The sequence below is a fragment of the Flectobacillus longus genome (genome assembly GCF_030056705.1).
GTDB lineage: Bacteria > Bacteroidota > Bacteroidia > Cytophagales > Spirosomataceae > Flectobacillus > Flectobacillus longus.
Genome location: NZ_JASHIC010000028.1, coordinates 90,493 through 116,810, shown reverse-complemented (window position 1 = coordinate 116,810; position 26,318 = coordinate 90,493). Strand labels below are relative to the sequence as shown.

Genomic DNA, 26,318 nt, shown 5'->3' with positions numbered 1-26,318 from the left:
ATAACTTGTAATTTAAAAGCCATACTGTAATCTCGTTGACTACGCTTCTGTTTCGCTTTTGAACTTGTTTCCATTTAATAAGTCGGTTGGATGACAACCTATTTCAGGACTAGACAACTAAAACAAATAAGCCTTTGCAAAGTTTTTGCAAAGGCTTTTTTTATTTTCTTTTAAACAATTTAATGGGTTTATGTATTATATTGTTTGTGAATTAAATAATAAAAAATTGTAAAATTTTAACAAAATTAATTTGTGTGCTTTCACAAAAGAAATTACCTTTATATCACTCAAATCAAAAATTAACCACTTAAAGTGGAATAAAATCGTTTACAACCATTAAAATCTAAAAGTTATGAAAAAGGTAAATCAATTTATGCTTCTACAATGGCTTGTGTTTTTACCGTTAATACTTCCATTGAGTATCGCGTCTGGAATTTTACAAGGTGTTAAACAAGCGGTATCAAGCTTGATACTACAAATTTGGTCAGATGTATCAACACCCGTTATTCATGAAGATAACCCAGATTTTTTTGCTTAATATCCTCAGGATCTAGTTCCAGAAACTCTTCCCAAAATGGAATTGGAGGCACGGCTGCTTTGCAAATAATAGGCTCTTTTTTGATAGGATGGGTAAAATAAATGCGTCGCGCATGCAAATTAATACTACCATCAGCATTTGGCCTATCATAACCATACTTGAGGTCACCTCTAATTGGGCAGCCCATACTTGCTAACTGTACTCGAATTTGATGTGGTCTTCCAGAAATAGGTTCAACTTCAAGTAAATAGTGTTTATTAATTGTACCTAAAACTTTATAATATAATTCAGCTTTTTGTGAACCATTTACTTCTGTATCGTAGGCGGTTACCACATTACGCTTTTCATCCTTAACCAGCCAATGAGTAAGTTTACCTTTCTCATTGGCTGGTTTTTTTCTTACAACTGCCCAGTACGTCTTTTGAATTTCACGTTTACGAAAAATTTCCATCATACGCTCCAAACCTTTTGAAGTACGTGCAAAAACAACCAGTCCACTTACAGGACGGTCAAGCCTATGAACTGGATGCAAAAAAACATCACCAGGCTTGTCATATTTCTTTTTGATATATTCTTTTACAGCATCCGTAAGTGTGCGGTCTCCAGTAGAATCTCCCTGAACGAGAATCCCTGGTCTTTTGCTCACAACAATAATATGATTATCCTCGTAAACTACATGGAAATCTTTCATGATAATAATTGATTAGTAGGAGTGTTTGCTCCTTAAGATTAATAACTTTCTTTAGCATTAGGGAAGTCTACAGCTTTGACATCTGCTACATATTGGCCAATGGCTTCGTGCATAATAGTGTCTAAGTCTGCATATCTTCTCAAAAAGCGAGGTTTAAATTCTTTATTGATACCGAGCATATCGTGTACCACCAGAATTTGCCCATCGGCATCAGGTCCTGCCCCAATACCCACAGTTGGAATGGTTAGTTGTTCGGACACTTTTTTGGTAAGTACCGCAGGAATTTTTTCAAGCACAACACTAAAAGCCCCACATTGCTCAAGCATTTTAGCATCTTCGATAAGTTTGGTAGCCTCATCATCTTCTTTAGCACGTACAGAGTAAGTACCAAATTTGTAGATAGATTGTGGTGTGAGTCCTAGGTGTCCCATCACTGGAATACCCGCACTTAAAACACGAATAATCGATTCTTTTATTTCGGCTCCCCCTTCCATTTTAACAGCATGTGCGCCCGATTCTTTCATTATTCGGATAGCAGAACGAAGTGCCTCAGAAGAGTTACCTTGGTAAGAACCAAATGGAATATCGACCACAACTAGGGCTCTTTTTACGCCTTTTACTACCGACGAAGCATGGTAAATCATTTGGTCGAGAGTAATTGGGAGTGTAGTTTCGTGCCCAGCCATTACATTGGAGGCAGAGTCCCCAACCAAAATAAGGTCAACACCTGCTGCATCGACAATACGAGCCATCGAATAATCGTATGCCGTTAAACAACTAATTTTTTCACCACGATTTTTCATTTCTTGCAAAATGTGGGTGGTAATTCTCTTAATTTCACTATGTACAGACATGGTAGTTCTATCTAACGAATGGGACTTATTTCAAAATAAATAATAACAATTGATGAAATAGCAAATTTTAAATCATTGTAAAACAAATGATTAATTATACGAACAAGAAATTCTTCTTAAAAACCGTTTATTAAGCGGTATTCAATATTAAATAATGAGATGTATCTTTGCTTGTAAAATTGTATTTGTGCAAATTTACGGGATTCTTATCAAAAAACTCTAGCAGAGGGTTTGATAATCCAAGGTTTCGCCATTTGACAATATGACTTTTTTACTTTATATTGTTTCTGTTAGTGACTTTTTGGCTATATTTTTGTCTAAACTAAAGCATTACCAGTAAATCCTATATTAATAATTATAAAAGAAGCAGTTATGAAACAAAATTTTTCAAAATCCAGTTTCGCTGTCAATGTTTCTAAGCGACTATCAATGGGGGTTATTTCATGCCTTTTAGCTAGTCAAGTAGCAACTGCACAGACCGAAAGCAAGCCGTCAATTGTTAGTTCAGTGACAGAAAGTGGAATTACTACTACTACTTATTCTAACGGTAAAATTGTAAAAACAGTGGCAGATGGTTATCATCTTGATACTGCTTTTTATAAGAATAGTAATGTAGTAATGTCAACTAAAGCAAAGCAGTATTGGAAAATTACTGATCGTATTGGTGTTGCAACTCCGTTCTGCAAAGAAGGTGAAGATATTACAATGTTTCTTAAACCTGGTGCATATAACTATTTAACAGTTAATCACTTTTGGGGTAAGATTGGTTTGGGTATCCTAGGTGGTTATCAAAATTTTGGTGTTAGTGATGACTACAAAGGGCCACAAGGTTTGATTGCTCGTAATGCAGCTACAAAAGGTATTCCTACTAGTGCATTGACTTATGACAAAGTTGGTAGCTATGAGGATTTTTTATTGATGATTGGACCTGCTGTGTCTTTACCACTAGGAACGAAATTCTCTTTGGATATCGATGCTAAAGGTGGTTTGATGAATACCTCAGCACCTCGTTTTGGGGCTACAATTCCTGGTAACTTAGGCGCAGATCAAGTGATATTTCGCTTAAATCCATCAGCTTCTAAAAACCAACTAGGTGGTGTTCTTAGTGTAGACTTATTATACAACTTGTCTAAGACTTGGTCACTAGGTTTGAATGCTGTAGGCTTTGTTACAAAGACTCCATTTACAACGGTAGGCCAGGATGTAACACCAGGCTCTAATATCTTGTTGACTAAAGAGGATACAAGAACACATGGTGGTTGTAATTTTGGTTTGGCGTTAGCTCACACATTTGGTGCATGTAATGCTCAAACAGTTTATGAATTGTTACCTCCGCCTCCAGCTCCAGTAGTTTGTGCAGTGCCAACACTTGAATCGGAAAGTGGAAGAATGTATGACTATGGCTCGACTGAAAAACCTACTTTCCGCTGGAAAAGTACTTCTGGTACTCCAGAAAACGAAGAGTATATTTTCAAGTTATATAAAGCTGATGGTTCGGGTATTCCAGTATATCAGCAAACTACCAAGTCTACAACGTTAAACTTACCTAATAATGTTTCTCTTGTAAATGGTGATGAATGTAGCTTCTATTACTATACTATTCAATCAAGTGTACAAGGTAAATGTTTGTCTGAAGCAAATGCTGCTAGTTTTGGCTACAAAGCAAAACCAGCTCCAATAGCTCCAGTTGTAAAAACTGATGATCAATATATCTTTAAAATCTTCGGTGGTTCAACTGCAACTAAATACTTCGGAACAGGTAAGCCAGTGCGTAAGCCTCGCAAGATTGCTAAAGCGACAACTCCAGCTACAGTAACAGCAGCTCCTGCTAAAAAGCTTATCCCAAGACGTAAGAAAGCTAGTGCTGGTACAGTAACAGGTGTGAAAAAATACAGTACAGTTGTTAACTACGAAAACGTGGCTACAAATCCAAATATCAAATGGCCAGAAGACCTTCCTCTTCCTAAATCGCCAGCGGTTTATGAATACGAAGTTCAACGTTTGAGTGCTGGTGATTGTAAGCCAACTGGACAAGTAGCAAAATACAAATTCTATATTGATCCTAAGAAACCAAATGATATCAGAATCATTCCTGATTCTCCAAAAAGAAAATAGTTTCTAAGGATTATTATTAAGGCCTCTGATTGAAAAATCAGGGGCTTTTTATTTTCTATATGTTACAACCTTTTTACGGTTAATAATATCTTTAATAGGAAATAGGGAATGTTATTGCAGATTTGTAAATGAACTTACTCAGCAATAAATAACTTTTGCTTTAGAGAAGAATCTTTCAGATATATGATTAGCCAATACAAGTAGAGAGGTATGAGAAAAGAAAATACTTGGTCATTATTAGGTTACTGGTATCCTAATAATTAATTGGGAAAGACTCAAGAAAGTAATAAAGGAATTATCAAAGCTTATGGAGAATTTAGAAAGCTCTCGGAATTTTTCTGGGAGTTTTTTTATTGCCTTGATTATCAGGAAGAAATAGATTCTTTTAAAATAAAATCAAAAAAAGTTAATTACCCATACAACCCTTTTACAGAAATTACTGTCTATATGTATAGAAATTATAAAGCAATTAGTGGTAAAAGGACAACCCCTCCGACTTGAATCAGAGGGGTTTTGTTTTTTAAGCCTAAGCCATTTCCATTTTTTGTTCCATACGTTTACGTACACTTGGATCTAAATAGATTTTACGCATACGAATCGATTGAGGAGTTACTTCTAAGTACTCATCTTTTTGGATATATTCCATTGACTCTTCTAATGAGAATTGGATTTTCGGAGCAATCTTAACGTTAGTATCCGTACCAGAAGCACGCATGTTCGTTAATTGTTTGGCGTTTTGAAGGTTTACTTCAATGTCATTTTGACGGTTATGCTCTCCAACTACCATACCTGCATAAACCTCCTCACCTGGATCGATAAAGAATACCCCTCTGTCTTGTAATTTATCTACTGCATAAGCGGTAACCGAACCTGAGTTCATCGAAATCAATGAACCGTTGATACGACCAGGGATTGGACCTTTGTAAGGCTCATACGCTTTGAAACGGTGTGCCATGATAGCCTCACCAAAAGTAGCAGTCAATACTTTAGAACGCATACCAATCAAACCACGTGAAGGAATGTTGAATTCTAAGTGTTGTAAGTCACCTTTTGGCTCCATAATCAATAACTCACCTTTACCTTGTGTAGCTAATTCAATTACTTTACCAGCAGATTCATCTGGAACGTCTACTACCAATGTTTCGATTGGTTCTAAACGCTCACCATTTTCGCCTTCTTTGAAAATTACTTGAGGTTGTCCTACTTGTAATTCATAACCTTCACGACGCATCGTTTCGATTAATACAGACAAGTGAAGGATACCACGACCAAATACTAAGAATTTATCTTCAGAATCTGTAGTAACAACACGTAATGCCAAGTTCTTCTCAGTTTCTTTGAACAAACGATCACGTAAGTGACGAGATGTTACAAATTTACCTTCTTTACCAAAGAATGGAGAGTTGTTGATTGTAAACAACATGTTCATTGTTGGCTCATCAATCGAAATACGTGGCAATGCCTCTTGAACTTCAACATCCGAAATAGTATCACCAATTTCGAAGTCATCAATACCCATCATTGCACAAATTTCGCCAGAAGAAACTTCATCAGCTTTTGCTCTTCCAAGACCTTCAAATGTTTGAAGTTCTTTGATTTTCATTTTCTTCACTGTACCGTCAGATTTCATCAAAGCAACTTGTTGTCCTTCTTTGAATGTACCACGGTGAACACGACCAATAGCAATACGACCCACAAATGAAGAGTAATCCAATGAAGTGATTTGCATTTGAGCAGGACCTTCATTGATTGGAGCAGCAGGGATATTATCGATGATTACATCTAATAATTCAGTAATATCTTCAGTTTTGCGTTTCCAGTCAGTACTCATCCATCCTTGTTTAGACGAACCGTAAAGTGTTTGGAAGTCTAATTGATCTTCTGTTGCACCTAAGTTGAACATCAAGTCAAATACTTGCTCGTGTACTTCGTCAGGGCGACAGTTTTCTTTATCAACTTTGTTGATAATTACGATTGGCTTAAGACCTAAGTCAATCGCTTTTCCTAAAACGAAACGAGTTTGAGGCATTGGACCTTCGAAAGCATCCACCAAAAGGCAAACACCATCAGCCAATTTCAATACACGTTCTACTTCACCTCCAAAGTCGGAGTGACCAGGAGTATCAATAATATTAATTTTTACGCCTTTGTAGCGAACTGATACGTTTTTAGATACAATTGTGATACCACGTTCACGTTCCAAGTCATTGTTATCAAGAATCAAATCTCCAAATTCTTGGTTATCACGAAATAATTTCGATGCGTGGATGATTTTGTCAACAAGGGTCGTTTTACCGTGGTCAACGTGCGCTATAATTGCAATGTTACGAATGCTTTGCATCTTCGATGAATGTTATCTGTTATTTACTAATCGTTAATCGCCATTTTGCTTTTGTAACACGAATAACTATTAACGTAGCTCTTGAATGAGGGTGCAAAGGTACGGAGTTTTTCTTAGAAAAGTGCTATTAACCTTCAAATAAAAATGGTATTTTTTTTATCTAAATGATTTTTAATGTATTATTATTCAATTGTTTATAATTATTTTTTCTTCATAATTACTATAACCCCCTACTGGCTACTGCCAACTTATTCCAACTTTGTCGATAAGAATGCTATCTTGATTTTGAGAATCAACTACCGAAACTTTATAGAAGTGGTCTTTTCCCTTAGTAAAGTCCAAATATTTATAAGTGTTTATACTTAGGTTTCTTTCTATTGTTAAGTCCTAAATTTAAGGCTGCTTAATTTGTACTTTCAGCTCGATAGAGCTACCATTTCCAACCCTAGAAAGTATAATAATACTACCACCAAGGCTTTCTGCTCGTTTACGCATATTTCCTAAGCCATTTCCTGCTTTAATGAGAGTTTCATCAAAACCTACCCCATTATCCTTAACAAATAAACGCAATTCACCGCTCTCGAAGCTAATTTCAATGCTTACTCCTGTGGCATCTGCATACTTGACAATATTATTGATTGCCTCCTTAAATATCAGATAGAGATTATACTGTTTGTTAGCTGAAAGTTGTATTTCAGGTAAATTTTCAGTTTGAAAATGATAATTAATATTTTTAGGTTCAAAGACTTCAGCAGCAAACTCCTTCATTTTGACTAGCACTTCACCAAAACTATTGCTAGTTTGTCGAGTTGTCCAAACTATATCACTTAAAGATCGTTGAACCTTTTGCGAACTTTCGTTGATTCTCTGAACTAATTCTTTAACGGACAATGGATTTTTATCAATCTGATATTCAACTACTTGACTCAATATACCAATACTACTCAAGGTACTACCAATATCATCATGTAAATCTCTAGCTATACGACTTCTGATTTGCTCATTTTCTCGTAACTGCTGAATAACCTCAGCTTGGTATTTTTCTTTTTCTAATCGATAATAGTTGATTCGATACGCTAAGGCAAATGATAGTAATACCACCTCTAATGCAGAACCCACTTGAAGAGCATTGCGAGTAAAGTTGTCGCTTTGTAAAACATTAGAAAGCTGCAAAATAAATATCAATGCGCTAACTAACATGACTGCCCACGCAACCAAGAAAAATAATGCCGCTTGCGAACCTTGAATCCAAATATAAATAGCTAAAAATAGAATATACATTACAGCCAAAAAGGCAATACTATGCAAAATTTGGGTGCTCAGGGCTCCTGCTCCTAACCAATTAGCTACCAAAAAGAATGCAATGGCAGACAAAAGAATACGAACCGTTTTATAGGAAGCAGGAAGGTACTTATTGGCATCCAAAAAGCTTTCGGCAAATAGTAATCCAAATCCAATAGCAGCCGAAATAAATACGGAAGTAAAATGATTGAACCAGATAGCATTGGGCCAAAGATACTCATGGGCAATACCTTTATTGAATGAGAAAAAACCTGCAAATGCCAATACATACAAGACATAATATAGGTATTCCTTACTTCGCACTGTCCAAAAAATAAAGAAGTTGAAGATTGCCATTACAAGCATGATACCCAAATAAATACCTTGCATAAGGTCTTTGGGGTGATTGTCTTCAAAGAAAATCTTGAGAGGAGCTACTCTTAAAGGAAATAAAAGGGGTAAATTATTCTGAATTCGAATATAGTAGGTACATTTTTGGTCTGAATTAAGCTCCAAATCTACCAAATACAAATTGGTTTGTATATCTCTTTTACTTTTATGCTGATATACTCCTAGTCTTTTGTGAGTGATACTTCCGTGATCTACTCGGTAAATACTAATACTATCTAAGACAGGTTCTCCTATTTCGAGATATAAGCGTTGACCAGATTTGTTGACAAGTGTAAAGCGCGACCAGATAACAGATTTTGTAATACCAAAATTTGGACTTGCTTGAAGACTTTTGATAAAATGAGCATCGACATCAGGGCGTTTCAATACATCATATAATGAATAAACTCCTTTTTTGTCTTCAAGTATTTCAATATTATTTCCAATAGAGAGTGCCTGATTGGGATTTTCAATCACGATTTCTTTTTGAGAAAATGCGAACTGCGAAGAAAGAATAATCAAAGTTAGAAATACCCAACGAATCATATTAAAAGAGAAATTAATAGCCTAGTCGATTGTTTAGCATAGTTGAAGTAAAGGAATAGAGCATTTATAAGAAATCAAACCTACGAAGTTACCTTCATTTATCAAAGTATGTATAATAAAAAAGGCGAGAGATTCTCGCCTTTAAAAATAGATAAGACTTTTTAGTTCATGGTAAGATTAACAACATTGCTTGAATGTACAACCTTTTCTCTTCCAAGTATATCTCTTACAGCTTGTGCAATGCCTTCTGGGTCAAAACCGCATTCTTTATGTAATTCGATTTGCTCGCCATGCTCTACAATTCTATCTGGAATACCAAGGCGTTTGATTTGTGCTGAATAATCATGGTCAAGCATAAACTCTGCCACAGCCGAACCAAATCCTCCTTGAAGACAACCATCTTCTACGGTAATAACCTTGTCATAGTTTTGGAAAATTTCATGGAGCATAGCTTCGTCCAAAGGTTTCACAAAACGCATATCATAGTGAGCTGGATTTATACCTTCGTTAGCAAGCTCTTCACAAGCTTTTACTGCGTAGTTCCCTATATGTCCCAAAGTGAGAATTGCCACCTTTTCTCCATCTTTAATTTTACGCCCTTTCCCAATTTCCATTTTTTCGAATGGTGTTTTCCAGTTTGGCATAACACCTTCGCCACGTGGGTAACGAATAGAAATTGTTTGCTTCAATTCTTTAAAGTCATCTAAAGATGTAGTATACATGATATTGCGAAGCTCTTGTTCATTCATTGGTGAAAAAACAATCATATTCGGAATACAACGCATATAGGCAATATCATAAGCACCATGATGGGTTGGGCCATCGGCTCCTGCAAAACCTGCTCTGTCAAGACAGAAAATTACAGGTAATTCTTGAATCGCTACATCATGCACCACTTGGTCAAAAGCACGCTGCATAAATGTAGAATAGATATTACAGAACACCGTCAATCCTTGTGTCGCCATACCCGCCGAGAAAGTAACTGCATGTTGTTCGGCTATACCTACGTCGAATGCACGATGTGGCATTGCTTTCATCATGATGTTGAGCGAGCTACCTGAAGGCATGGCTGGCGTAACTCCCATAATTTTAGGATTTTGCTCTGCAAGCTCAACAATGGTATGCCCAAAAACATCTTGGTATTTGGGAGGCTGAGGAGTAGCGTAAACTTTCTTCTTAATTTCTCCTGTAATTTTATCAAACTTCCCTGGCGCATGCCACAAAGTTTGATCTTTTTCTGCCAAAGCATAACCTTTGCCTTTGGTTGTAATACAGTGAAGGATTTTTGGACCAGGAATATCTTTTAGGTCATTCAAAACCGTTGCTAGATATTCAACATCATGTCCATCTATTGGTCCAAAATAACGAAGGTTCAGCGACTCGAAAAGGTTACTTTGTTTGAGCAAAGTAGCTTTCAGTCCATTTTCGATTTTAGAAACAATTTCTTGCGCTGATTTTCCAAAGTTGGACATTTTGCCAAGCAAATTCCAAACTTCGTCTTTTACTCTATTATAAGTATGCGAAGTAGTAATATCAGTTAAATATTCCTTCAAGGCTCCAACATTGGGGTCGATAGCCATGCAATTGTCGTTCAAAACAATCAACATATTGTTTGGAATATCGCCAGCGTGGTTCATTGCCTCAAAAGCCATCCCTGCTGTCATAGAGCCATCACCGATTACAGCAATATGTTGTCGGTGATTTTCGCCTTTATATTTTGACGCAACAGCCATACCCAATGCTGCCGAAATTGAAGTAGATGAGTGACCTACACCAAAAGCATCATAAGGGCTCTCTTTGCGTTTTGGAAAACCCGAAATTCCTCCATACAAACGATTTGAGTGGAAAGAATCTTTACGGCCTGTCAATATTTTATGTCCATACGCTTGATGACCTACGTCCCAAATCAATTGGTCGTCGGGCGTATTAAATACGTAATGAAGTGCAACTGATAATTCAACAACACCAAGTGATGCGCCAAAGTGGCCACCATACACCGATACATTATCGATGATATACTGACGTAGTTCGTCGCAAATTTGCAACAATTCCGAGCGGTCACGTTTTCTCAAATCCTCTGGGGAGTTGATTTGAGCTAATATTTTGCCTGGTGTAATTTGCATGATTTCGATTGGTCTAAAAGTAGCTTTAACTCTACTTGTTTGTTGCTTGGTATGTGTCAACTGATTATTAAACAATTCAATTGCCTGAAGTATAAACTGTGAGGGTTTTAAATTGTTTAAAAAATCTAACGGAAAGATAGATTGTTACAATGTCCAAATATGGTGCAATTTACGCAATTATTTTGGGCAAATAAAAAAGGGGATGTGTGTATTCAAGCACAACCCCTTTTCGTCGCTAATTTGCGATAGATTTTTTTTATTTTTGAGAAGCTTTAAATAACTTCTGTTTTTCTTCTTTGGTAAGACTTTCGTAGCCTGAACGTGAGATTTTATCTAGTATTTCATCAACTTCTTCTTCGTCAGGAAAACCCGAATGACTGCTTGCTGTGCTACTATAGCTTGCCTCCTTTTGGCGATAAGCCACACGAATTTTGGGTTCAGATTTCCGTTTGAATAATTTTTCGAAAAAATCAAGGACTGCCTCAATAGGAGCACTAAAGTCTCTTCCTGCTCTGAGTTGCTTGATATAAATATAGCCAAAAATTGCTCCTCCCAAATGTACGATTTCTCCTCCTGCATTGGCCCCAATAGACCCTGCCAAGGATATAATCAATAATAAAAAAGCAATGTATTTGATTCGAACAGAGCCTATCAAAAATAAAAAGAAGGAATAATCTGGTGCTAACGTTGCAGCAGCAAATACTACTGCCATTACACTACCAGAAGCACCAATGATAGAAGTTCTTACTATATTTTGATGATAATAAGGAATAAAATTGAATGCCAAAACCGCCAAAACTGCACCAAATATAGCACCAACAATATATAAACCTATAAGCCTACGACTACCGATATACTCTTGAAGAATTGATCCAAACCAATATAACATGAGCATATTAGGAAATATATGCACAATAGGATTGATGTGATGCAAAAAGGAATATGTAAGAAGCGTCCAGGGTCTAAACAACAAGATTGTTGGTTCTGGCGAAAGGCTTACATAAGAAAGTAGCGTGTAATATAGGTTACTGCCTTTAAAAAATAAGGTAAAGGTTACAAATAAAAGTAATGTAAAGATATAGATAGCTACATTCAGCCATATTAGCTGAACTAATCCATTGTTACGCTTGGAGAAAGCATCTTTAAAATCATCCAAAATCCCACTCATTGTGATAATCTTTTCAAAACCTATTTAATACGGGTCAATTTAATTCTAAGCATTTGTTATAAAACTTGATGTTTACTTGCTAAAACCAATCTTCAAGCTTGCACTGCTTATTATGTTGTAATTTATCAATAACGAGCCAAAATTTCTAATTGTTGCTCGATGATTTATTATTCGTCTTACTAATAAAAGTTATTACGATTTTTACTCCAGAGTTTTATTAGGATAAAGGCAAAAATCATTCCGCCAATATGCGCAAAATGGGCAACATTATCTCCTGGCGTTTTGTGTATTCCGCCATAAAATTCATATAAAGCATATAAAGCTACTAAATATTTAGCTTTGATAGGAATTGGTATTGGAAAAACAATCAACTCGGTATTAGGGAATAACATAGCAAAACCTGCCATTACACCAAAGGTGGCACCAGAAGCTCCAACTGTGGGAGTATTAAGTACTGCGCGCAAGCTTTCTTCAGCAATGATAATGGAGTCCTGCAAAGTAATTCGCCCTGAGCTTGGTACATAACTGTAGGCTTCGCTAGGAATACCGCTTGGATAAAATTGCTCCAAAAACTTATTAAACATACTCAAGTCTGGATGCAAGATATATGCTCTTGTTGCTTCTTCTAGTACAGAGTAATCATAATATTTTACTCCCATATACAAAAGTCCAGCTCCGATACCAGTAATGAAATAAAAAGCCAAAAAGCGCTTTTCGCCCCAATATCTTTCGAGTAACGGCCCCATAAAAAATAGACCTAACATGTTACTAAACAAGTGCATAAAGCCACCATGTACAAACATGTAAGATACAAACTGAATAGGATTAAACCGCTCGGAGGTAAAATAGTGCAAACCAAATAATGAAGTTATTTGATCGTCGTAATGTGAATTAAAGCTTTGTACCATAAACACTATAACGTTAATAACGATAAGTGTTCTGACAATAGGAGTTAGCATTGGGGTTCTCATAGTGCCAAATAAGAGTTATGTAGCTAATAAATTAGCAAAATTTTAAGGTTCGTTTAAAGACGGCAAAATATGTAAAATTTCATACTTCGAAGGCATAATTCAATAACCCAAAACAAGAAGCGTTAGTTTATCATCTAAATAGATTTTTGATAAACTAACGCTTTCTTGAAGATTCTACTCTTCGTAAGCCCAATCAATTTTGGTTTTCATATCCTTAATAACAAGTCCGTTTGCCTTGAAATAAGTTCTGATTTGGTCTACTTTATCGTATTGCTTTGCCTCTTTATATTCTGCGTAAAGTGCCAGCATACCTTTGGCAAAAGCATCTATGTTCGCATTTGACTCTTCTTTCAGGCCTAATACGTCTTCGGTCAATGCTACAAATTTTTCTTTAAATTCATTGAAAACTTCTTCACCCAATTGTGCAGGTAATACTTGTCCCATATACAATTGATTGATTTTTTTCAACAAGTTAAACAAACCTGCAATCGCTACTGCTGTATTAAGGTCATCATTGAGACCATCATAACAGCCTTGAATACCTTTCTTGACTTCAGTAATTTGTTTTTCGTCTAAGGCAACATTTTCGTCTGCTTGATAGCTAAGCGTTTTGATAATTCTTAGCCCATTCATCAAGCGCTTATAGCCTTTTTGAGCGGCCTTGAGTGCATCGTTAGAAAAATCTAGAGTACTTCTATATTGCGATTGCAACATAAAGAAGCGAACTGTCATTGGCGAATACGCTTGGTCGAGCAATGGGTGTGAGCCTGCAAATAATTCGGCTGGCAAAAATGAGTTCCCCAAAGATTTAGACATTTTTTGACCATTGACCGTTAGCATATTCGAGTGCATCCAATACCTTACGGGGTCTACACCAGTACTTCCTTTGGCTTGTGCTATTTCGCATTCGTGGTGTGGGAATTTTAAATCCATACCACCCCCATGAATATCGAAGGTGTCACCCAAATATTTGGTACTCATGCAAGTACACTCCAAGTGCCAGCCTGGGAATCCATCACCCCAAGGCGAAGGCCAGCGCATAATATGTTCAGGTGCGGCTTTTTTCCATAAAGCAAAGTCTAAAGGATTGTGTTTTTCGCCCACACCATCCAAATCACGAGTTTCAACCAAAAGGTCTTCAATCACACGACCTGACAATTTGCCATATTCACCACCTTGTTGGTTATATTTAGCAATGTCAAAATACACAGAACCATTTGACTCGTAAGCCAACTCTTTTTCGATTAAGGTCTTCGTTGTTTCGATTTGCTCAACAATATGCCCTGTTGCAGATGGCTCAATACTTGGGGGTAATAGATTGAATTGGGTCAATACATTATGAAAATCGTTGGTATAACGTTGTACAATTTCCATTGGCTCTAGTTTTTCTAACTTCGCCATTTTCCCAATTTTGTCTTCGCCCTCATCGCCATCTCCTACTAAGTGACCAACGTCGGTAATATTGCGAACATAACGAACTTTATAGCCAATATGTGTCAAATAACGATAAAGGGTATCAAAAGTCGTAAAGGTTCTAACATTACCAAGGTGTACATAATTGTAAACTGTGGGTCCACAAACGTACATTCCCACATGGGGTGCATTGATAGGCTGGAAGAGTTCTTTTTCTCTAGTGAGGGTATTATATATTTTTAATGATTGCATCTGATTGGTTGATTATCCTATTGTGCCATCTTGATGATGGCATCATATTGAAATTAAAGGTTGTTTCTGGAAAAGCAATGTATCAGAGGCAACATCGAAAATAAGCACTAAGTTCGGTAAGGTTAAAGTTCATAAGAGTATAACACATTGAAATTGATACACAAACTAATTACTTCGCTCGGCTAAATCGGCTTGGTCTTTTACGAAGTACAAAAAGTCTTCCGTTTTTTCGATATATGACAAAATTTCATCTGCCATAAAATCCCCAGCAATATCCTTTTGAAGTACTTGATATTCTTGAACGAGCATTTTGATAAACTGCTGTATGCTATTGGGTACAGGCTCGCTTTTGATGATATATTCTTCGAAAAACGAGAACGCAGAATCTAATATTTTGATTATGATACCTCTTTCTGCCAAAAGTCCACGCATAAGCCATGTACAAGCATAGTAGCAGTGATTGAGAGTACCTCGATAAAAGTCATTCTGATACAGAAATTTGGCACTTTCAATTTCGTCTTCTGCTCTGAGTATATAATTTTTCATCTTGAGCTTTCCGATAATATTTATGACACAAAACTAATAAAACTTATTGGCTTTCGGTATGATGTATTTCAATAGAAGGCCTCATAAAAATATAGCAATCTATAATGCTAGCTTGAGCATGTACCGAATCTGTCCAATCAAATAACGTAAAAAAGACTATCTTTGAAGGATTTTTTCGCCCAAAACTTTTAATCAACAACCAAACAGATGAGGATTTTAGAAGTTGCTAATGATAAAAAACTTCAAAAAGAGTTTTTGGAGTTTCCAGTAAGATTATATGCCCAAGATACTAACTGGATTCGTCCTCTTGACCAAGATATAGAAAATACCTTTAATCCTGCTAAAAATAAGCATTTTAAACACGGAGAGTGTACTCGTTGGATTTTACAAAGTGATAAAGGAGAAACCATAGGACGTGTAGCTGCTTTTATTAATCACGAAACCGCTAAAAGCGAAGAGCAGCCTACGGGTGGAATGGGATTTTTTGAATGTATCGAAAACCAAGAAGCTGCTTTTTTGTTATTTGATACCTGTAAACAATGGCTTGCCAGCCGTGGGATGGAAGCTATGGATGGACCCATCAACTTTGGGGAACGTGACTCTTTTTGGGGCTTAATGATAAAAGGTTGGAATTATGAACCAACCTACAAAATGCCTTGGACTAAGCAATATTATATCCAGTATTTTGAGGATTATGGTTTCAAAGACTATTTTCAACAATATGTATATTCGGCGGGTATTTTGACCTCAAAGACTACCCAAAGCGTCATGGACAAAGCCTATCGTGTTTTTGCCAATCCTGATATTACTTTTAAGCATATCAAGAAACGTGAATTGCCCCAGTTTGGAGAAGATTTTCGTGCCATTTATAACGAAGCATGGGCAAAATTCCCAGGAGTAAAAGCTATGACCGAGGAGCAGGCTCAAAGCTTAGTTGTTCAGATGAAGCCTATTATCGACGAACAATTGATATGGTTTGCTTATGATGGTGACAGACCTATTGCCTTTTTTATCGTTATCCCAGATTTAAATCAAATTATCAAACACTTGAATGGAAAATTTGGGATTTGGGAAAAAATCAAGTTTATGCTTTTACTTTGGAAAGGTGTTGTGACCCGTACTTGTGGTTTGATTTTTGGCGTAGTACCTGATTATCAAGGAAAAGGTGTGGAGTCTGCTATTGCGATGAAACTTCGTTTGGAAGGAATAAAAGACCCTTTTTTCCAGTATGAAACTATTGATATGAACTGGGTTGGCGATTTCAATCCCAAAATGAATCGCTTTGTGTCTCAGTTGGGTACAACACTCGACAAACAATATATTACTTATCGTTACTTGTTTGATCGAGAAAAACCATTCAAGCGCTGTCCGCGTGTGGGTTAATCTCAAAATAGAGGTTTCCTGTTTTGAGAACTCTCTGGTTTGCAGAGTATTTTGTATCTTTGCCAATTATTCAACTATAACAAAAACTAAATGAGTTTATTAGCTATTGGTTCGGTAGCGTTTGATGCTATCGAGACGCCTTTTGGAAAGACAGATAAAATTATTGGTGGCGCAGGAACATTCATTTCTTTGTCATCTTCATATTTCAAGACACCCGTAAACCTTGTAGCTGTAGTAGGTGAGGATTTTCCTCAAGAATATATCGAATTACTACAAAACAAAGGAATTGATACTACTGGTCTTCAAATCAAACAAGGAGAAAAGTCTTTCTTCTGGGCGGGTCGTTATCATAACAATATGAACTCTAGAGATACCTTGGTAACGGAGTTGAACGTGTTGGCTAATTTTGACCCAATTGTTCCAGCAGAATACCAAGACTGTGAGTATTTGATGTTGGGTAACTTGACGCCTGCGGTACAAAAAACAGTAATCGAGCGCTTGGCTAATCGTCCGAAACTGATTGTCATGGATACCATGAACTTCTGGATGGACATTGCTATGGATGATTTGAAAGCTGTTCTTCAGATGATTGATGTATTGTGTATCAATGACGAAGAAGCTCGTCAGTTGTCTGGTGAATATTCTCTACGTGTTGCTGCTAAGAAAATTTTAGGCATGGGACCAAAAACCTTGATTATCAAGAAAGGTGAACATGGCGCATTGCTTTTCCAAGGAGATAAACTATTCTTCTGTCCTGCACTTCCATTAGAAGAGGTATTTGATCCAACTGGTGCAGGCGATACTTTTGTAGGAGGATTTATTGGTTATCTTGCTAAGACGGATGATATTAGTTTCGAAAATATGAAGCGTGCAATCGTTTATGGCTCAGCTATGGCGTCATTCTGTGTAGAGAAATTCGGTACAGAACGCTTAATCGACTTAACGTATGAAGAACTTTTGTCACGCGTACAAGAGTTCAAAGAGTTGGCTGGTTTTGAAGTGTAGAAACTATCATACTATCAACATGAGTCATCCCTAATTGAGTGATTATTTTTAATATGAATTTGATTAAACCGAGTCATAATCTAGTATGGGAGTCTCAAAAAAGCGGTCGGAAAATATTTTCCGACCGCTTTTTTGATAAAAACTTGAAGAATAATCCCAATCCTAAAGTTCGGGATGACTCAAGTTATAATAACGACTCATTATCATTTATCTCTCTTAACTATATCTATCATTTCGCCAAGGATAAGCTGTATTTGAATATCCTCTTTCTTCCCAAAAACCTAGTTTATTAGCAGATAGAAATTCGATTCTTTTAATCCATTTTGAGCCCTTCCACGCATACAATTGTGGTGTAATCATACGCAAGGGACCTCCATGTTCGAGAGGTAAAGGCTCGCCTTCGACAGTATGCACAAGCATCACATCGGGTTTGAGTGCCTCCTCCAAGGATACGTTGGTGGTATAGGTATCATAACCATAACACATCAAATGTGTGGCAGTTTCTTTTGGTTGCACCAACGCTGCCAAGTCCATCAAACGCACACCACTCCAAGACATATCTAGTTTTGACCAAGTGGTTACACAATGAAAATCAGAAATATCGTCAGTTTGGGGAAGTGCCAAAAAGTCTTCCCATTTCAACACCACAGGGTTTTCTACTTCACCATCAATAATTAATCGCCACTTATCCATCGGAATCTGTGGATGATAACCCAAGTCAAGCACAGGCCACTTTTGCGTGATAGTTTGTCCTATGGGAGTTTGAGGCATTCCATGGCGATTGATTGGTCCGCGTCCCATTGGATTAGGATCAGCCATGGATGGAGTTTCCTTCATTTTTTCTTCAAAACGAGCTTTAAGCTTCATTCTCGCTTCAATGATTTTATCTAATTTTTCAGGATTTTGTTCGCCTGTCATACGCTTTGTTGGCTATAAGTAAGAAGTAGTTGAGTAAATACCTGCTGTAGGCTGTAAGCTAAAAATGCCATAATGTCTTTACAATACAGAAAAATTTATGATTAGATTCCTAATCAGCTCTTCGAGGATAAATTTATTCAATTGAAAAACAGAATCAAACTCAAAAAGTTTTTAAATTAAGTCAAAAAGAAAAGCAATATGTCCTTAACTTCCTTTTTAATAATCTCTTCCTTTAAGTCACGATAGTCTTACGATATGTTTCAACAAACGATTAAATACAAAACCTATCAATTTGCCGACCTCAAAACGCTTATGGCAAAAGCTACCCCCAAAAGGTCGGGCGATGAACTAGCTGGTGTAGCTGCCAATAGTGCCGAAGAAAGAGTGGCAGCACAAATGGCATTGGCAGAAGTTCCTTTGAAGGTTTTTCTCAACGAAGCACTTGTTCCTTACGAAAAAGATGAAGTTACTCGTCTGATTATCGATACACACGATTTGGCGGCCTTCTCTCCTATCAGTCATTTGACGGTGGGCGATTTTCGAAACTTTCTTTTATCTGAAAATACTACAACAGAAGTTTTACAACAAATAAGTAAAGGTATCACACCAGAAATGGCGGCAGCGGTATCTAAGTTGATGCGTGTACAAGATTTAATTAATGTGGCATCCAAATGTAGTGTGATTACTAAGTTTAGAAATACCATTGGCTTAAAAGGGCGTTTTTCGACTCGTTTACAACCCAATCACCCTACCGACGATTATCGTGGCATAGCCGCTAGCATGATTGATGGCTTATTTTATGGAAATGGCGACGCTGTGATAGGCATTAACCCAGCCACAGATAGCGTTCCAACGGTAATTCAATTGGTAACGATGTTGGATAGTGTCCGTCAAAAATTTGAGATTCCTATTCAAACCTGTATTTTGAGTCATATCACCACTACCATAAAAGCCATAGAAAGAGGCGCTCCTATTGATTTGGTATTTCAATCTATTGGAGGTACCGAAGCAACTAACACTTCTTTTGGTGTGAATCTAGACATACTAAGAGAGGGGTATGAAGCAGGCTTATCTCTCAACCGTGGTACAATTGGCAACAACCTTATGTATTTTGAAACAGGGCAAGGCTCAGCCTTATCGGCCAATGCTCATTGGGGGCTCGACCAACAAACTTGTGAAACACGAGCTTATGCAGTAGCGCGCCATTTCAATCCTTTGTTAGTAAATACAGTAGTGGGGTTTATTGGTCCTGAGTATTTATTTGATGGAAAACAAATCATTCGAGCGGGCTTGGAAGATCATTTTTGTGCCAAATTATTGGGCTTACCAATGGGTGTGGACGTATGTTATACCAACCACGCTGAAGCCGACCAAGACGATATGGATACATTACTAACATTGCTTGGTACAGCAGGCTGTAATTTTATTATGGGTGTACCTGGCGCAGACGATGTAATGTTACATTACCAAAGTACATCATTTCACGATGCTCTCTATATTCGTCATTTATTAGGACTAAAACCAGCTCCTGAGTTTGAAGAATGGCTACTCAAAATGAATATCGTAGACGAGCGTTTTAGACTAAAAGATGTTACTAGCGAACACCGTCTTTTACAGCAATAAATATCTTAAGTTAGTGGGCAAAATTAAAAGAATTTTACCCGCTTTAAGCTCTAGGCTTTATGCCCTAGGCTAAAAGTTAAAAGGTATTTCTCAGGAAATAAGTGAAGCTTTTTTACCTAATGCCTACGGCTTACCGCTTAAAGCGTATTAATGCAATTTCATGTAGTATGTTCATTTATGTTGATAATATTATTCTGATTATAAACACTTTCCAATAACGGTTACGCTAGTAACTTTTAGCTTTTTCTTATATTAGAATACTATTAGAATAGGTCTAATTACGGAGTCATTCTTTCCAAATCAGTGTTGTCAATATACGTTAGGCAACCTACAAACCCGTTAATTGTATGAAAACTGTCATTTCAAAAAGTCTTCTTGTGCTGTTTAGTATCGCTATTTTGAGTTGTGATAAAATTCAAGAGAAATCTTTAGAGAATGTCAAAAAAATAAAAGAGTCCGTTCCCGAATACACCATAGTAGTGATTGATGGATGCGAATATCTTAGACTCGAACATACACACGGATATGCGAGCTTAACGCATAAAGGAAACTGTAAAAACCCTATTCACATCTACAATGGTACAAAAGATTCTCCTCAAAACCCTAGGCATTAATGAATATAACCCTGCACAAAGCGTCAAGAACGTTTCTCTGATTGCCTTAGGTGTATTACTCGCAGGAATTGGTCTCAAAGGATTTTTACTCCCCAATAGTTTTTTGGATGGGGGCGTAATGGGTATGTCTTTGTTGATTAATATCACAACTGATATTCCTCTTCCTTACTTGATTATTATCGTAAACCTTCCATTTATATTTTTGGCATATAGCCAAGTATCCAAGTTTTTTGCCATCAAAACTCTCATGGGAATTGTCGGATTGGCAGTTTGTATTGCTTTTATCGAAATCCCACTAGTTACTTCCGACAAACTCTTGATTGCCATATTTGGCGGTTTCTTTTTGGGCGCAGGCATTGGTATGTCTATCCGAGGTGGTGGTGTATTGGATGGAACTGAGGTATTAGCTTTGTACATTAGCCGTAAAACAGTTTTATCAGTAGGTGACGTCATTATTATTATCAACGTATTGATTTTCTCAGTTGCAGCCTTTTTAATCAACATCGAAACAGCTTTGTATGCCATGCTTACTTATTTGTCGGCTTCAAAAACGATTGACTTTTTGATTCATGGTATTGAGGAATACACAGGCGTGACTATTATTTCTGAAAAAAGCGAAGAAATTCGAGTAATGATTATTGAACAATTAGGCAGAGGTGTTACGATTTTTAAAGCAAAAAGAGGTTTTGGTAAAAGAGGTCGTAAAGATGAAGACTTGGATGTTGTCTATACGGTATTGACTCGTTTGGAAATCCAGAAACTTACCAACGAAATCGAAAATATTGACCCTACGGCTTTTGTAGTACAGCAAAGTCTCAACGACGTAAAAGGCGGTATGATTAAGAAATTACCATTGCATTAATTGAGTGAGTTAGTGATTTGTGATTGAGTGGCAGGAACTTTTCAAACTATTGAAGATTTGAAATTTCTGGTTTCGGAAACATAGAAAGATACCTTTATTTTTCACAAAATCTAACTAAAAAAGTAAGTGCTACTTGTGAAATTCAATCCTCAAATATAAATAACCTAAATTTATTGAAGCTTTATTCACTGATTCTCTCATTCACAAATCACTAAATGAATTATGACAACAGAAAAACAACTGGTTCAGACTGATATTTGGGATTTTTTGCAAAGCTATACCTCTGCTCGTATCGCTCGCGGACGTGCTGGGCATAGCTTACCCACCAAAGAACTCCTCCAGTTTCAGGCTGACCATGCTCAAGCTCGTGATGCTGTACATTCTTCTTTAGATATTCAAAATATACAAGACAGGATTTTACACGAGACGGTTGTATTACAAAGCAAAGCTAGTTCCCGTGCTCAATATTTACAACGCCCAGATTGGGGACGACAGTTGTCTGAGTCTTCCAAACAAGCCCTAAAAGATATGGTTGATACACCTCAAGATATTGCTATTGTCGTGGCTGATGGATTATCAGCCAATGCTGTAAATACCCACGCAATTCCTGTTGTGAATGGTTTGTTGAATGTGTTGATTCAACATAATTGGCGTATTGCTCCTATTGCTTTGGTAGAACAGGGTAGAGTTGCTGTAGCTGATGAAATTGCCAGCGCATTCAAGGCAGAAATAGTGCTTATTTTAATTGGCGAGCGCCCCGGACTGAGCTCACCAGATAGTATGGGAGCCTATTTGACTTATCAGCCGAGTGTGGGAATTACTGACGAAAGAAGAAACTGTGTGTCTAATATTCGTCCTGAAGGATTGAACTATCCTGCTGCTATCGAAAAAATCCTCTATTTACTAACCGAAATGAAGACTCAACAAATCAGCGGAGTAAATTTAAAAGACGAGATGCAAGGGAAGCTTTTATATTGAGTGATTCAGTGGTTGAGTGAATGAGCGATTATGTTAAAAAATTATATTCTATCAGTAAAGACGCAAAATATTGAGTCTCTACCAGTAAAATTCTAATAAAAATAATCACTCAACCACTAAATCACTCAATTCTGAATATCTCATATTTTTATTTTACCACCTTCACCAAAAGATTTTTAGCTACTTCATGACTCATAAATTGTGGATTTGCTTGGGCTATTTGTACAGATAAAGACTTATCAAAATCATTGATTTCTAAAATGTACAATTCCGAACCTAGACTTATTCCTAATTTAGCGACATATTGCAAAAATGCAGAAGAGTGCTCCGAAACCCCCATCATCAACACTCGCTCTCCTTGCTTGACTTCTGATAGATTTTGATAAGTCAGTTTCGGCATTCTACCATTTGGGTCTGGAATAGGGTCACCATGTGGGTCAAACTTAGGATGCTCTAAAAACTCGTCTAATTTTTCAACTAATTCTTCTGAATCTATATGTTCTAACTGCTCGGCAATATCATGCACCTCGTCCCAATTGAACCCTAATTTTTCTACCAAAAACACTTCCCACAAACGATGCTTGCGAATCACCTTGAGCGCTACCTGCTCGCCAGCTTCGGTCAAACGTACCCCTTGATATTTTTGATAATTAACCAAATGCTTTTCTGACAATTTACGAAGCATATCTGATACCGATGCCGCTTTAGTCTGTGTGAGTTCAGCTACGGCATTAGTACTAATATCTGCATCGGTTTCGGCAGAAAGTTTATAAATAATTTTCAGGTAGTTTTCTTCTGTGAACGAAGTGATTTGCATGATTTTATAGTTAGACTTCTTTTTGGGGGTTCGTTGATGCGTTTCCAAAAGAAGTGAGTAGTTATCAAATAACAATATTTTAGAATCTAGAACACAGATGCGATTAGTTGATTTACGAAATACAAATACTTCTTTCAGTAAACTAAGCCTTTAGCTATGCTTTTAATTTATACAAAGGTAATTTTTTACTTGAACAAAAGTAAATTTTAGACTAATCTAAAAATTTGTTTTGAATTATAGAAAATACATTTTAAGTTTGTTAAGCATTTAGTAAAAGCTTGTAGCTCAAAGTCTAGAATGAGCTCTTAGCAGAATGTTTAAAACAAGAATCAGCTTTATTGAAGCACAAAAGAATAAATTGATTGAGCAAATTTAGTGACTAGCTTTTGGTGATTTAAAACTAAAAATTAGCAACTCTCTCAATCCAAATGCACTCTCAAAGATTAAAACCTAATATTACCAAAACTATGAGTTGGAAAAATGAACAAATAACACCTTCTCTACCTGAAGTATATGCCTCGATAGATGTACCCAAAACGGGTTCATTCTGGCGAAAACTTTGGGCTTTTACAGGACCAGGCTTAATGGTTGCCGTTGGCTATATGGACCCAGGTAACTGGGCTACTGACATAGCTGGTGGCTCTAAATTTGGATATACCCTTCTTTCTGTGATTCTCATTTCTAACTTGTTTGCGATGCTTTTACAACATTTATCGCTCAAGTTAGGAATTGCTACAGGCAAAGACCTTGCCCAAGCATGTCGTGATGCCTATTCAAGACCCGTTGTGATTGCCCTTTGGTTGCTTTGCGAAATTGCTATTGCCGCTTGCGACTTAGCCGAGGTAATTGGCTCAGCCATTGCTTTAAATTTGCTATTCGGAATGCCTCTGAGCGTTGGAGTTGTGGTGACGGTATTAGATGTATTGGTATTGCTATATTTCCAAAACAAAGGGTTCAGAATGTTGGAATGTGTTGTAGCAGCTTTGATATTCATGATTTTCCTTTGCTTTTCTTACGAAATAGCCGTTTCACATCCTTCATTTTCTCAAATTGTAGGCAATCTTGTTCCGAAAAAAGAAATCATTTTAAATCCTGATATGCTATATGTGGCCATTGGGATTTTGGGTGCTACGGTCATGCCACACAATTTGTACTTGCATTCAAGTATTGTGCAAACACGTGATTTTGAAAAATCGTCTGAAGGAAAACGTTCCGCTATCACATTTGCTACGATTGATTCTACCATTTCATTAGGATTTGCTTTTTTTATCAATGCCGCCATTCTGATTGTATCGGCAGCAGCTTTTCATACTTCAGGTAACCAACAAGTTGCAGATATACATGATGCCTATCACTTGCTCGATCCTGTATTAGGCGTAAAAATGGCAGGTATTTGTTTTGCCGTAGCCTTATTAGCATCAGGACAAAATTCTACTCTGACAGGTACCTTAGCTGGACAAATTGTGATGGAAGGATTTTTGAATCTGCACTTAAAACCTTGGTTACGTCGTTTAATTACTCGTTTACTAGCAGTCATTCCAGCATTGATTGTAACCTTGATTTACGGAGAAAAAGGAACGGGAGAGTTATTGGTGTTGAGTCAGGTAATACTATCGCTTCAGTTGAGTTTTGCGGTAGTTCCCCTTGTGATGTTTACAAGTTCTAAGAAGAAAATGGGAGAATTTGCTAACTCGAAATTGGTACAAATCACCTCATGGGTCGTATCGATTATTATTATTGTATTCAACATGTACTTGCTTTGGGATACATTGATGTAATGAAGGTTATTGAGTGAATGAGTGGTTGTGCGATTAATGTAAAATGTGTATTCCGTAGTCGAGACGTAATGCTTTGCGTCTGAAGATATATCATCTTCAATTTTAGTATGAAAAAAGGCGGTCGAAAAACAATTTTCGACCGCCTTTTTTCATGAACGGATTGGGAATCATTCTATTGCTAAAATTAGTTTGAAATGCAAGACATAGCATCTAGAATGGTAATAATCACTCAACCACTCAATTAGAAATACTTTATACCCAAATCATTAAAGCACATTTAACCTAAACTGAAAATAAGTTTTTGCAAGCAAAGCAACCTTCTGAAAATCAGGCACTCTAATTCTTTCGTTTTGAATTTTTGAGGCTGGACAGCCTTTTATTTTATCAAATAAGCGAAGGTAATATTTATAGGCTAAATACACTCCTGCTTTGGCACCTTTGGGCAAATTCATAATACCTCTGTAGGCTGCATCAAAATCGGCCTGAATATCTTCTTCTATCTGTTGTTTATCGGTTAGGGTAAAATTGGTAAAGTCCACATTAGGGAAATAGGTTCTACCTCTTTCTTGAAAATCCGATTTAATATCACGCAAGAAATTTACCTTTTGAAAAGCCGAACCTAGTCTTCTAGCATCATCTTTCAAAGCTTGATACATTTCATCGTTACCTTCACAAAATACTCTTAAACACATCAAACCTACTACCTCTGCCGAGCCGTAGATATACTCTTCATAGCCTACTTGGTTGTATTCTGACTGATACAAATCCATTTCCATGGAGTGCAAAAATGCCTTAATCAAATCATGTTCGATTTGATATTCATTTACCACCATTTGAAACGAATGTATGACAGGATTCAAGCTAATCTTATCTTCAATAGCTTTGAAAGTATCTGTTCTAAAAGTATTGAGCAATGTTTTCTTATCAAAACCATGGAACGTATCCACAATCTCATCGGCATAGCGCACAAAGCCATAAACCGCATAAATAGGGAAATGAAAACGCTTATCGAGCGTTTTGATACCCAGCGTAAACGATGTACTGTAATACTCAGTGATGAGTTTACTACATTCGAAAGTCGTGGTGTTATACAAATCCATCATGTCCTTAA

The 26,318-nt window shown here is 36.9% G+C and carries 20 protein-coding genes; 8 read left to right on the top strand and 12 right to left on the bottom strand.

Annotation, left to right across the window (positions count from 1 at the left end):
* Positions 1-503: 503 nt before the first annotated feature.
* Together QM491_RS20175 and panB are read right to left on the bottom strand one after the other, a co-directional pair.
* On the bottom strand, positions 504-1,229 hold the full coding sequence (locus QM491_RS20175) for an RluA family pseudouridine synthase (RefSeq protein WP_374761270.1): 726 nt from the start codon (positions 1,227-1,229) through the stop codon (positions 504-506).
* Between the two features lie 38 nt (positions 1,230-1,267).
* Entirely contained in the window at positions 1,268-2,083 is an 816-nt protein-coding gene (gene panB, locus QM491_RS20170; protein WP_283329331.1) for a 3-methyl-2-oxobutanoate hydroxymethyltransferase, read from the bottom strand.
* A gap of 372 nt (positions 2,084-2,455) precedes the next feature.
* Between panB and QM491_RS20165 the strand changes: the two genes are divergently transcribed.
* A complete protein-coding gene (locus tag QM491_RS20165) occupies positions 2,456-4,198 on the top strand; it encodes a hypothetical protein (protein WP_283329330.1) in 1,743 nt (580 codons plus the stop codon).
* A gap of 526 nt (positions 4,199-4,724) precedes the next feature.
* On the opposite strand, the gene typA is transcribed toward QM491_RS20165, so the two are convergent.
* From typA to QM491_RS20130, 7 genes are all read right to left on the bottom strand, one after another.
* Entirely contained in the window at positions 4,725-6,539 is a 1,815-nt protein-coding gene (typA, locus tag QM491_RS20160; RefSeq protein ID WP_283329329.1) for a translational GTPase TypA, read from the bottom strand.
* Between the two features lie 393 nt (positions 6,540-6,932).
* Positions 6,933-8,756, bottom strand: a complete 1,824-nt coding sequence (locus QM491_RS20155; RefSeq protein WP_283329328.1) for a sensor histidine kinase — start codon at positions 8,754-8,756, stop codon at positions 6,933-6,935.
* A 161-nt stretch (positions 8,757-8,917) separates the two neighbouring features.
* Entirely contained in the window at positions 8,918-10,879 is a 1,962-nt protein-coding gene (dxs, locus tag QM491_RS20150) for a 1-deoxy-D-xylulose-5-phosphate synthase (protein ID WP_283329327.1), read from the bottom strand.
* 256 nt (positions 10,880-11,135) lie between these two features.
* Entirely contained in the window at positions 11,136-12,047 is a 912-nt protein-coding gene (locus QM491_RS20145; RefSeq protein WP_283329326.1) for a rhomboid family intramembrane serine protease, read from the bottom strand.
* 179 nt (positions 12,048-12,226) lie between these two features.
* Entirely contained in the window at positions 12,227-13,006 is a 780-nt protein-coding gene (locus tag QM491_RS20140; RefSeq protein WP_283329325.1) for a rhomboid family intramembrane serine protease, read from the bottom strand.
* 186 nt (positions 13,007-13,192) lie between these two features.
* Positions 13,193-14,683, bottom strand: coding sequence for a cysteine--tRNA ligase (gene cysS, locus QM491_RS20135; RefSeq protein ID WP_283329324.1), 1,491 nt, complete (start codon positions 14,681-14,683; stop codon positions 13,193-13,195).
* A 165-nt stretch (positions 14,684-14,848) separates the two neighbouring features.
* A complete protein-coding gene (locus QM491_RS20130; protein WP_283329323.1) occupies positions 14,849-15,229 on the bottom strand; it encodes a HEPN domain-containing protein in 381 nt (126 codons plus the stop codon).
* A 207-nt stretch (positions 15,230-15,436) separates the two neighbouring features.
* Here QM491_RS20130 and QM491_RS20125 point away from each other — a divergent pair, with 207 nt between their 5' ends.
* Together QM491_RS20125 and QM491_RS20120 are read left to right on the top strand one after the other, a co-directional pair.
* Positions 15,437-16,612 carry a hypothetical protein gene (locus QM491_RS20125; RefSeq protein WP_283329322.1) on the top strand — a complete coding sequence of 392 codons (1,176 nt, stop codon included), beginning with the start codon at positions 15,437-15,439 and terminating at the stop codon, positions 16,610-16,612.
* 90 nt (positions 16,613-16,702) lie between these two features.
* Complete coding sequence (locus QM491_RS20120) at positions 16,703-17,617, top strand: PfkB family carbohydrate kinase (RefSeq protein WP_283329321.1); 915 nt, start codon at positions 16,703-16,705, stop codon at positions 17,615-17,617.
* A gap of 216 nt (positions 17,618-17,833) precedes the next feature.
* Here QM491_RS20120 and QM491_RS20115 read toward each other — a convergent pair whose 3' ends face one another.
* Positions 17,834-18,535 (bottom strand): molybdopterin-dependent oxidoreductase, encoded by a 702-nt coding sequence (locus QM491_RS20115; protein ID WP_283329320.1) that lies wholly within the window; start codon positions 18,533-18,535, stop codon positions 17,834-17,836.
* Positions 18,536-18,790: 255 nt separating this feature from the next.
* Here QM491_RS20115 and QM491_RS20110 point away from each other — a divergent pair, with 255 nt between their 5' ends.
* From QM491_RS20110 to eutC, 4 genes are all read left to right on the top strand, one after another.
* Positions 18,791-20,158, top strand: a complete 1,368-nt coding sequence (locus QM491_RS20110) for an ethanolamine ammonia-lyase subunit EutB (protein WP_283329319.1) — start codon at positions 18,791-18,793, stop codon at positions 20,156-20,158.
* Between the two features lie 347 nt (positions 20,159-20,505).
* Positions 20,506-20,772 carry a hypothetical protein gene (locus tag QM491_RS20105; RefSeq protein ID WP_283329318.1) on the top strand — a complete coding sequence of 89 codons (267 nt, stop codon included), beginning with the start codon at positions 20,506-20,508 and terminating at the stop codon, positions 20,770-20,772.
* Positions 20,735-21,634 (top strand): YitT family protein, encoded by a 900-nt coding sequence (locus tag QM491_RS20100; RefSeq protein WP_283329317.1) that lies wholly within the window; start codon positions 20,735-20,737, stop codon positions 21,632-21,634. Before QM491_RS20105 ends, QM491_RS20100 begins: the two co-directional genes overlap by 38 nt.
* Positions 21,635-21,856: 222 nt before the next feature.
* Positions 21,857-22,612, top strand: a complete 756-nt coding sequence (gene eutC, locus QM491_RS20095) for an ethanolamine ammonia-lyase subunit EutC (protein ID WP_283329316.1) — start codon at positions 21,857-21,859, stop codon at positions 22,610-22,612.
* A gap of 148 nt (positions 22,613-22,760) precedes the next feature.
* Here eutC and QM491_RS20090 read toward each other — a convergent pair whose 3' ends face one another.
* Entirely contained in the window at positions 22,761-23,429 is a 669-nt protein-coding gene (locus QM491_RS20090) for a metal-dependent transcriptional regulator (protein ID WP_283329315.1), read from the bottom strand.
* A gap of 467 nt (positions 23,430-23,896) precedes the next feature.
* Between QM491_RS20090 and QM491_RS20085 the strand changes: the two genes are divergently transcribed.
* A complete protein-coding gene (locus tag QM491_RS20085; RefSeq protein ID WP_283329314.1) occupies positions 23,897-25,207 on the top strand; it encodes an Nramp family divalent metal transporter in 1,311 nt (436 codons plus the stop codon).
* A gap of 266 nt (positions 25,208-25,473) precedes the next feature.
* On the opposite strand, the gene QM491_RS20080 is transcribed toward QM491_RS20085, so the two are convergent.
* Entirely contained in the window at positions 25,474-26,310 is an 837-nt protein-coding gene (locus tag QM491_RS20080; RefSeq protein ID WP_283329313.1) for a phytoene/squalene synthase family protein, read from the bottom strand.
* Between the last annotated feature and the right edge of the window lie 8 nt (positions 26,311-26,318).